7 protein-coding genes are annotated in these 9,330 nt (G+C 49.8%); 6 read left to right on the top strand and 1 reads right to left on the bottom strand.

The features are described from left to right. Window positions 1-126 precede the first annotated feature (126 nt). Window positions 127-1,416, bottom strand: coding sequence for a citrate synthase (locus ACVA53_RS07830; protein ID WP_255040164.1), 1,290 nt, complete (start codon window positions 1,414-1,416; stop codon window positions 127-129). A 407-nt stretch (window positions 1,417-1,823) separates the two neighbouring features. On the opposite strand from ACVA53_RS07830, the gene sdhC reads away from it, so the two are divergent. From sdhC to odhB, 6 genes are all read left to right on the top strand, one after another. Next, a complete protein-coding gene (sdhC, locus tag ACVA53_RS07825; protein ID WP_446504840.1) occupies window positions 1,824-2,204 on the top strand; it encodes a succinate dehydrogenase cytochrome b556 subunit in 381 nt (126 codons plus the stop codon). Continuing rightward, complete coding sequence (gene sdhD / locus ACVA53_RS07820) at window positions 2,198-2,545, top strand: succinate dehydrogenase, hydrophobic membrane anchor protein (RefSeq protein WP_255040161.1); 348 nt, start codon at window positions 2,198-2,200, stop codon at window positions 2,543-2,545. The genes sdhC and sdhD overlap by 7 nt, the downstream gene beginning before the upstream one ends. After that, window positions 2,546-4,312, top strand: a complete 1,767-nt coding sequence (gene sdhA / locus ACVA53_RS07815) for a succinate dehydrogenase flavoprotein subunit (RefSeq protein WP_255040160.1) — start codon at window positions 2,546-2,548, stop codon at window positions 4,310-4,312. Window positions 4,313-4,327: 15 nt separating this feature from the next. After that, on the top strand, window positions 4,328-5,041 hold the full coding sequence (locus ACVA53_RS07810; protein WP_255040159.1) for a succinate dehydrogenase iron-sulfur subunit: 714 nt from the start codon (window positions 4,328-4,330) through the stop codon (window positions 5,039-5,041). Window positions 5,042-5,149: 108 nt separating this feature from the next. Then, the gene (gene sucA / locus ACVA53_RS07805) at window positions 5,150-7,960 is read left to right on the top strand and encodes a 2-oxoglutarate dehydrogenase E1 component (RefSeq protein ID WP_255040158.1); all 2,811 of its coding nucleotides are present in this window, start codon (window positions 5,150-5,152) and stop codon (window positions 7,958-7,960) included. A 31-nt stretch (window positions 7,961-7,991) separates the two neighbouring features. After that, window positions 7,992-9,209, top strand: a complete 1,218-nt coding sequence (odhB, locus tag ACVA53_RS07800) for a 2-oxoglutarate dehydrogenase complex dihydrolipoyllysine-residue succinyltransferase (protein WP_446504839.1) — start codon at window positions 7,992-7,994, stop codon at window positions 9,207-9,209. The last annotated feature ends 121 nt before the right edge of the window (window positions 9,210-9,330 follow it).

The raw sequence follows: 9,330 nt of genomic DNA, 5'->3' as shown, positions 1-9,330 counted from the left end.
ATCGCCCATCGCCCATCGCCCATCGCCCATCGCCCATCGCCCATCGCCCATCGCCCATCGCCCATCGCCCATCGCCCGATAACAAAAAAGGGCCCGAAGGCCCTTTCACTTAGTGAAGACTATCTATCATTCACGTTCATGCAGCGGACTGAATTCACGCTGGTTGTAACCGGTGTACAGCTGACGAGGACGGCCAATGCGGTTGCCAGGATCGTTATGCATTTCATTCCAATGGGCAATCCAACCAATCGTTCGTGACATAGCGAAGATAACCGTAAACATTGAAACTGGGATACCGATCGCTTTCAGGATAATACCGGAGTAGAAATCGACGTTCGGGTACAGTTTTTTCTCTACGAAGTACTCATCGGATAGGGCAATACGCTCAAGCTCCATCGCGACATCCAATAGAGGATCCTGAATATTCAGCTCCTGAAGAACATCGTGGCAGGCGTCACGCATCACTGTTGCACGTGGATCGTAGTTCTTGTAAACACGGTGACCGAAGCCCATAAGACGGAATGGGTCATCTTTGTCTTTCGCGCGTTCAATAAACTCAGGGATCTTGTCAACACTGCCGATTTCTTCCAGCATCTTCAGACAAGCTTCGTTGGCTCCGCCGTGCGCAGGACCCCATAGTGAAGCGATACCTGCGGCAATACAGGCAAATGGGTTAGCGCCTGAAGAGCCTGCTAGTCGAACGGTTGAGGTTGATGCATTTTGCTCGTGATCGGCATGTAGGGTAAATATTTTATCCATTGCACGCGCGACAACAGGGCTAACTTCATACTCTTCGCACGGTGTAGCAAACATCATATGCAGGAAGTTCTCTGCATAATCCAAATCATTACGTGGGAAGATGAAAGGTTGACCGTTTGAATACTTGTAACACATTGCTGCCAATGTCGGCATTTTCGACAATAGGCGGAATGCAGTGATTTCACGGTGGGTATCGTTATTGATATCCAGTGAATCGTGGTAGAACGCAGCCAATGCACCCACTACGCCACACATTACAGCCATCGGGTGCGCATCACGGCGGAAGCCATGGAAGAAGCTTGAGATTTGCTCATGCACCATGGTGTGACGAGTAACAGTGGTACGGAATGTTTCGTACTGCTCGCGGGTCGGAACTTCACCGTAAAGAAGGATGTAACAAACTTCCAGGTAGTCGGCGTTATTGGCTAATTGGTCAATCGGATATCCGCGGTGAAGCAGAATACCTTTATCACCATCAATGTAAGTAATTTGAGATTCACATGATGCAGTGGCTAGAAAACCAGGGTCGAATGTAAAATAACCGTTAGCTCCAAGCTTACGTACATCAATTACTTCAGGCCCTTCAGTGCCCCCGATAATCGGCAGTTCGACGGGTGCTTTCCCTTCAATGTGAAGAGTAGCTTTCTTGTCTGCCATAACAATCTCCTTTGTTTTTATAATCCTAATCCAAGGCGGATGTACGTTTGTTGTACCGTTCAGCGGCCCAAATGTCAATTTTTGTGCCCGCTTGTGTGCACTTGTTAATAACTTTGGATAAAAAGATGCAAATTTCTAAAACCGTGTTAGAGGTCATGTAACAGTGTTTGTATTTGATTGTTGCGGGGCGTATACTCGCGGCAGGTCTCTGGTTCTGCCGCCGCCAGACACAATTGCCAAAGTTGTCAATAATTAGAGTAAGTTAGGTAAGGCACTGTTTTACATTTGCATGTAAAACATAATTGCAACCTAGGGTTACAGTTGTGTTAATGCACTTGTTCGGCGTCAGTGGAAGCAGGGAGTGATAACAATAACATTGCTTCAATGGAGCTGAGTGGGCAATCACCGTGAAAGTAAATAAGCCAAGACCTGTCAACCTCGACCTACAGACGATTCGCTTTCCCCTAACTGCGATAGCGTCTATCTTGCATCGCGTCTCCGGCGTGATCACCTTCGTTGCCGTGGCTATCCTGCTATGGCTGTTAAGCCTTTCCCTTTCATCCCCTGAAGGATTCGCGAGCGCTGCTGGTATCGTAGACAGCTTTTTCGTGAAACTGGTGCTGTGGGGCATTCTGACAGCGCTGTTCTATCACATCGTGGTGGGTATCCGTCATTTGATGATGGACATGGGGTATTTTGAAGAAATGGAAACCGGGATCAAAAGTGCCAAAGTGAGTTTTGTCATCGTCGGTGTTCTGTCTTTGTTTGCAGGAGGCCTGGTATGGTAAGTAACGTCTCAACAATCGGCCGCAATGGAATTCATGATTTTATTCTGATCCGTGCTACCGCCATCATTCTTACGCTGTACACCCTTTATATGGTGGGCTTCTTCGCCTTTGGCCCAGAACTGACCTTTGCAACCTGGACGGCCTTTTTTGGCAAGCTAAGTACTAAGGTTTTCACCATGTTGGCTTTGTTGTCGATCTTAATTCATGCCTGGATCGGCCTCTGGCAAATACTAACGGACTACATTAAGCCTGCCGCGCTTCGAGCGGGTATTCAATTTGGTGTAGTCGCTGTTCTTTTTGTTTACCTGTTTTCAGGTTTCTTTATTGTGTGGGGTGCGTAAGTGAGCATTGCAGTACGAGAGTTTGATGCCGTAGTAATCGGTGCTGGTGGTGCAGGAATGCGTGCCGCACTACAAATTTCTGAGCAGGGCCTAAAGTGTGCGTTGCTTTCCAAAGTATTTCCAACCCGTTCTCATACCGTATCGGCACAAGGGGGCATCACAGTCGCCCTTGGTAATGCACATGAAGATCACTGGGAACAGCATATGTACGATACCGTTAAAGGGTCGGACTATATCGGTGACCAAGATGCAATCGAGTACATGTGTAAGAACGGGCCAAAATCTGTTATTGAACTAGAAAAAATGGGTCTACCGTTTTCTCGCTTTGATAATGGCACTATTTATCAGCGTCCATTTGGCGGCCAGTCGAAGAACTTTGGTGGTGAGCAAGCGGCACGAACGGCAGCGGCAGCAGACCGTACTGGCCATGCATTGCTCCATACCCTGTACCAGCAGAATATTAAACATAAAACAACAATTTTCTCTGAATGGTATGCACTTGATCTGGTCAAGAACGAAGACGGCGCTATTTTAGGCTGTACTGCGCTTTGTATGGAAACGGGTGAAGTGTGTTACTTCAAATCGAAGGCCACCATTCTTGCTACCGGCGGTGCCGGTCGTATTTACGCCTCAACAACCAACGCACACATCAATACCGGTGATGGCGTGGGGATGGCGATTCGTGCTGGCGTACCGATGCAGGACATTGAAATGTGGCAGTTCCACCCGACGGGAATTGCGGGGGCTGGTGTACTTGTGACAGAAGGCTGCCGAGGTGAAGGTGGCTACTTGCTCAACAAAGACGGCGAACGCTTTATGGAGCGTTATGCACCAAATGCGAAGGATTTGGCTGGCCGTGATGTGGTTGCTCGCTCAATGATGGTTGAGATCCGTGAAGGTCGCGGCTGTGATGGCCCTTGGGGGCCACATATCAAGCTGAAGCTTGATCACTTAGGCAAAGAGGTGCTGGAGTCTCGCCTACCGGGTGTGTGTGAACTGTCGCGTACTTTTGCTCATGTCGATCCTGTTAAAGAGCCTATTCCTGTTATTCCTACTTGTCACTATATGATGGGTGGCGTCCCAACCCAAGTGTCTGGTCAAGCGATCAAACAAGATGAACGTGGCACTGATGTTGAGATTCAGGGCCTATTTGCGTGTGGTGAAATTGCCTCTGTATCGGTGCATGGTGCGAACCGTCTTGGCGGTAACTCCTTGCTTGACTTAGTGGTCTTTGGCCGTGCAACAGGGCTTCATCTTGGTGAAACACTGCAGAAGCAAGCGGAAGCGAAACCTGCCACTGAAGCGGATATCGAGGCGTCTCTTGAGCGTTATAACCGCTGGGAAAACAGTACGGGTGGTGAAGATCCGACGCAAATCCGTAAAGATCTTCAGCAGTGCATGCAGAACAACTTCTCGGTATTCCGTGAAGGAGATGCAATGGCGAAAGGCTTGGAAGAGCTGAAAGTGATTCGTGAGCGCCTGAAAAATGCGCATTTGTCGGATAAATCGACCGAGTTCAACACCCAGCGTGTTGAGTGTCTAGAGCTTGAAAACCTGATGGAAACGGCATACGCAACGGCAGTCGCGGCGAATTACCGTACCGAAAGCCGAGGAGCCCATGCCCGTTTCGACTTCCCTGAGCGTGATGATGAACAATGGCTGTGCCACTCTATCTACAACCCAGAGACAGAGCAGATGACTAAGCGTGATGTCAATATGGCACCGGTTCATCGTGAGGCATTTCCGCCGAAAGCGCGTACATACTAAGGGGAGGATAGAATTATGAAACTGAATTTCTCGATTTACCGCTATAACCCTGATGTAGACAATGCGCCGCACATGAAGGGCTATACCCTTGAGGTGCCAGAAGGCTCTGACATGATGGTGCTTGATGCGCTGATTTTGCTCAAAGAGCAAGATCCGACCCTGTCATTCCGTCGTTCGTGCCGCGAAGGGGTATGTGGTTCCGACGGCATCAATATGAATGGTAAAAATGGCTTGGCTTGTATCACACCGCTGTCAGTGTTGACCGACAAGAGCACGATAGTGATTCGCCCGTTGCCTGGCCTGCCCGTTATCCGTGACTTGATCATTGATATGGAACAGTTCTACACCAACTACGCCAAAGTGAAGCCATTTCTGATCGATGACGGTGCCCAGCCGCCGGCGCGTGAAAACCTGCAGATGCCGGAAGAGCGTGCTCACCTTGATGGACTTTACGAGTGCATTATGTGTGCATGTTGTTCGACGTCGTGCCCATCATTTTGGTGGAATCCGGATAAATTCATCGGACCAGCTGGTCTGCTGGCTGCCTATCGCTGGCTAATTGATAGTCGTGATACTGCAACTGATGAACGTTTATCCGATCTGGACGACGCTTTTAGCGTTTTTCGTTGCCATGGCATCATGAACTGTGTAAATGTTTGTCCTAAAGGGTTAAATCCGACGAAAGCGATTGGACACATCAAGACGATGTTGTTAAAACGCGCGGTATAAATATAAGTATTATCGATATGCTGGCTTTATGATTCGCTCTCTGGAGCCAGCTTCAATTCCGGTCTGATAACCGGGAAAATGGCGATAACTAGTGGTTAAGGGAAAACAATGCAAAACGGCGTTATGAAGGCTTGGCTTGAGTCTTCACACCTGGCTGGCGCCAATGCAACTTATGTAGAGGAACTCTACGAGTTGTATCTTAGCGACCCAGAATTAGTAGATGAGAAATGGCGTCACGTTTTCAGTGAGCTGCCTGTCGTGAATGAGACGGTTGTTGAACAGCCTCACTCGCGGGTTCGTGACTACTTCCGGCGTCTAGCGAAGGAAACAACCCATCTAAGTGCTACCGTCAGCGATCCAGATGTTGATGCTAAGCAGGTTAAGGTATTGCAGTTGATTAACGCATACCGTTTCCGCGGGCACCAGCATGCAAACTTAGATCCGTTGGGGCTATGGCAGCAGGAGCGAGTATCCGATCTCGATCCTGAGTACCATAACCTGACCGTCGACGACTTCAACGAGACATTCAATGTCGGTTCTTTTGCCATTGGGCAGGAGACCATGAAGCTGTCAGAACTTTATGACGCACTGAAAAAAACCTACTGTGGTTCAATCGGTGCTGAATACATGCACATTACCAATACTGATGAAAAACGCTGGCTTCAGCAGCGTCTTGAGTCGGTGGTGGGCCGTGGCGCATTCTCCGAGGAGGAAAGACTGACTTTCTTGGATGAGCTAACGGCTGCTGAAGGGCTTGAGCGTTATTTAGGCGCTAAATTCCCTGGCGCAAAACGATTTTCACTCGAGGGTGGTGACGCCCTGATCCCTATGGTTAAAGAGCTGATCCGCTATGCTGGTACCAATGGTGCCCGTGAGGTAGTGGTCGGCATGGCTCACCGTGGTCGACTGAACATGCTAGTTAACGTTCTGGGTAAAAAGCCACAGGACTTGTTCGACGAGTTTGCCGGTAAGCATGATGACACGTGGGGTACCGGTGATGTGAAGTATCACCAAGGTTTCTCGGCTGACTTTGCAACACCAGGCGGTGACGTCCATCTCGTATTGGCATTCAACCCGTCTCACCTGGAAATTGTAAACCCGGTGGTTGTCGGCTCGGTACGAGCAAGACAAGACCGCTTGGGTGATAAAGACGGCTCACAAGTACTTCCGATCACTATCCATGGTGATTCGGCGATTGCGGGGCAAGGGGTGGTTGCTGAAACATTCAATATGTCACAGTCGCGCGGCTACCGTGTCGGCGGTACTGTTCGTATTGTGGTGAATAACCAGATTGGCTTTACTACGTCTAACCCACGCGATATGCGCTCAACCCAGTACTGTACCGATATCGCCAAGATGGTGCAGGCGCCGATTTTTCATGTGAATGCCGATGATCCTGAAGCCGTAGCATTTGTTACCCGTATCGCCCTTGATTTCCGTAACACCTTCAAGCGCGATGTAGTGATTGATTTGGTTTGTTACCGTCGCCATGGTCACAATGAAGCGGACGAGCCCAATGCGACTCAGCCGTTGATGTACCAAAAAATCAAGAAGCACCCAACGCCGCGTAAGATCTATGCTGATGCCTTGACCGATGAAGGGGCTGTATCTCTGGAAACGGCAACCTCGTTGATTAATGAATACCGTGATGCCCTTGATCGTGGTGAGTGTGTGGTCAAAGAATGGCGTCCGATGAAGCTCCATTCTGTTGACTGGGAACCGTATATCGGTCATGACTGGACAGTCGATTGGCCGAGCAAGGTTGATCCAATACGCTTGAACGAATTGGCCCAGCGAGTGTGTCAGTTCCCAGAAAGTCACAAGCTTCAGAGTCGAGTGCAGAAACTCTACAACGATCGCTTGTCGATGGCTGCCGGAGAGAAGGCTGTAGACTGGGGGATGGCTGAAACCTTAGCGTATGCCACCTTGGTCGATGAAGGTCACCGTATCCGGATCACTGGTCAGGATTCAGGCCGTGGTACGTTCTTCCACCGTCACTCGGTGCTTCATAATCAAGGCGACGCCAGTACGTATATCCCGCTTGCCAATATCCATGACAAACAGGGCCCATTCCAAGTCTTCGACTCGGTATTGTCAGAAGAGGCGGTGCTGGCCTTTGAATATGGTTATGCAACGGCAGAGCCAAGTGGCCTGACGCTTTGGGAAGCCCAGTTTGGTGATTTCGCCAATGGTGCCCAGGTAGTGATTGATCAGTTCATTAGCTCCGGTGAGCAGAAATGGGGCCGTATGTGTGGCTTGACCATGCTGCTGCCTCACGGCTATGAAGGTCAAGGTCCAGAACACTCATCGGCGCGTCTTGAGCGCTACTTGCAGCTGTGTGCCGAGCAGAATATGCAGGTGGTGATCCCATCTACGCCTGCTCAGGTATATCATATGCTGCGCCGCCAGGTCGTTCGTCCTATGCGTCGTCCACTGGTGGTGATGTCACCGAAATCGCTATTGCGCCACCCGTTATGTACGTCCACTTTGGATGATTTGGCTAACGGGTCTTTCCAACCAGCGATTGGTGAAGTGGACGATCTTGATCCGAAACAGGTCAAACGCGTGGTGTTCTGTTCGGGCAAGGTGTATTTCGACCTGCTGGAGCAGCGTCGTAAGAACGAGCAAACTGACGTTGCCATCGTTCGTATTGAGCAGATTTACCCATTCCCGAAAGAAGACGTTGAAGCTGCCCTGTCAGACTATCAGCATGTGACTGATTTTATTTGGTGTCAGGAAGAGCCTCAGAACCAAGGTGCATGGTACTCCAGCCAGCACAACTTCCGTTCTGCGCTTCCGGCCGGTGCTCAGCTAGAGTATGCAGGCCGCCCAGCCTCGGCATCACCGGCTGTAGGCTACATGTCGGTTCACCTGAAACAGCAAAAAGCGTTGATTGAAGACGCATTGACAATAAATTAGTAAGAACTGGAACAAAAAGGACAAAACCGATATGACGATCGAAATTCTGGTTCCCGATTTACCTGAATCAGTTGCAGATGCAACAGTAGCTACTTGGCACAAGCAGCCAGGCGATACTGTAAGCCGTGATGAAGTTCTGGTTGATATCGAAACAGACAAAGTGGTGTTGGAAGTACCGGCACCGGAAGACGGTATTCTTGAAGCAATTCTCGAAGGTGAAGGTACCACAGTACTGACCAAGCAGCTGATCGGTAAGATCAAGGCGGGTGCAGTTGCTGGCGAACCGACTCAGGACGTCCCTGCTGAAGCAGAGTCATCGCCTAACAAGCGCAATACTGCAGCGCTGGGGGATGAGACCAATGAAGCGTTAAGCCCTGCTGTGCGTCGCCTGCTGGCTGAGCACAGCATTAACGCCGGTGATGTAAAAGGTACCGGTGTCGGTGGCCGCATTACACGCGATGATGTTGAAGCCTATGTGAAAGAGGGCAAGTCAGCGCCTGCGCCAGTAGCACCTGCTGTGGAAGCCAAGATTGGAGCGCCGCTTGCTCACCGTAGCGAGAAGCGCGTACCGATGACTCGCCTACGTAAGCGTGTGGCAGAGCGTTTGCTTGAAGCGAAGAATAGCACGGCGATGCTGACGACCTTCAATGAAGTCAACATGAAGCCAATCATGGATCTGCGCAAGCAGTACAAAGACATCTTTGAAGAGCGCCACGGTATTCGCCTGGGCTTTATGTCTTTCTATGTGAAAGCTGTTGTTGAAGCGCTGAAGCGTTTTCCTGAGGTCAATGCCTCGATTGATGGTGACGATATCGTTTATCACAACTTCTTTGACGTCAGCATTGCGGTATCAACGCCACGTGGCTTGGTGACGCCGGTTCTACGTGACTGTGACAAGCTGAGCTTGGCGGAAATTGAAAAAGGTATCCGTGAGTTGGCAATCAAGGGACGCGATGGCAAACTGACCGTTGATGAGTTAATCGGCGGTAACTTCACCATTACCAATGGCGGTGTATTTGGCTCATTGATGTCGACGCCAATTATCAACCCGCCTCAGTCTGCAATTTTGGGTATGCACAAGATTGCTGACCGTCCAATGGCTGTTGATGGCAAGGTTGAAATCTTACCGATGATGTACCTAGCCCTGTCTTATGATCACCGTTTGGTTGATGGTCGTGAGTCAGTAGGTTACTTGGTTACCATCAAAGAACTACTTGAAGATCCTACACGTCTGCTTTTAGACGTGTAACCTTGCAGGCAGGCCGGTGTGGCTCGACAGTTGGCCTGCCATTCTTGCAGTTACAATCGAAGAAATACCGAAGAGTATTTCACATGGATATAACAATCCCTCAAGGGATAAGAAAACGGAT

The sequence above is a fragment of the Photobacterium sp. DNB23_23_1 genome (assembly GCF_052873815.1).
The sequence above is the reverse complement of the archived record's forward strand: the minus strand, read 5'-3'. Positions and strand labels throughout refer to the sequence as shown.

Excerpts from the sequence above, each read along its gene's own strand:
- ACVA53_RS07830 (WP_255040164.1), bottom strand. The coding sequence starts at position 1,416 with ATGGCAGACAAGAAAGCTACTCTTCACATTGAAGGGAAAGCACCCGTC.
- sdhD (WP_255040161.1), top strand. The coding sequence starts at position 2,198 with ATGGTAAGTAACGTCTCAACAATCGGCCGCAATGGAATTCATGATTTT.
- ACVA53_RS07810 (WP_255040159.1), top strand. The coding sequence starts at position 4,328 with ATGAAACTGAATTTCTCGATTTACCGCTATAACCCTGATGTAGACAAT.
- sucA (WP_255040158.1), top strand. The coding sequence starts at position 5,150 with ATGCAAAACGGCGTTATGAAGGCTTGGCTTGAGTCTTCACACCTGGCT.
- odhB (WP_446504839.1), top strand. The coding sequence starts at position 7,992 with ATGACGATCGAAATTCTGGTTCCCGATTTACCTGAATCAGTTGCAGAT.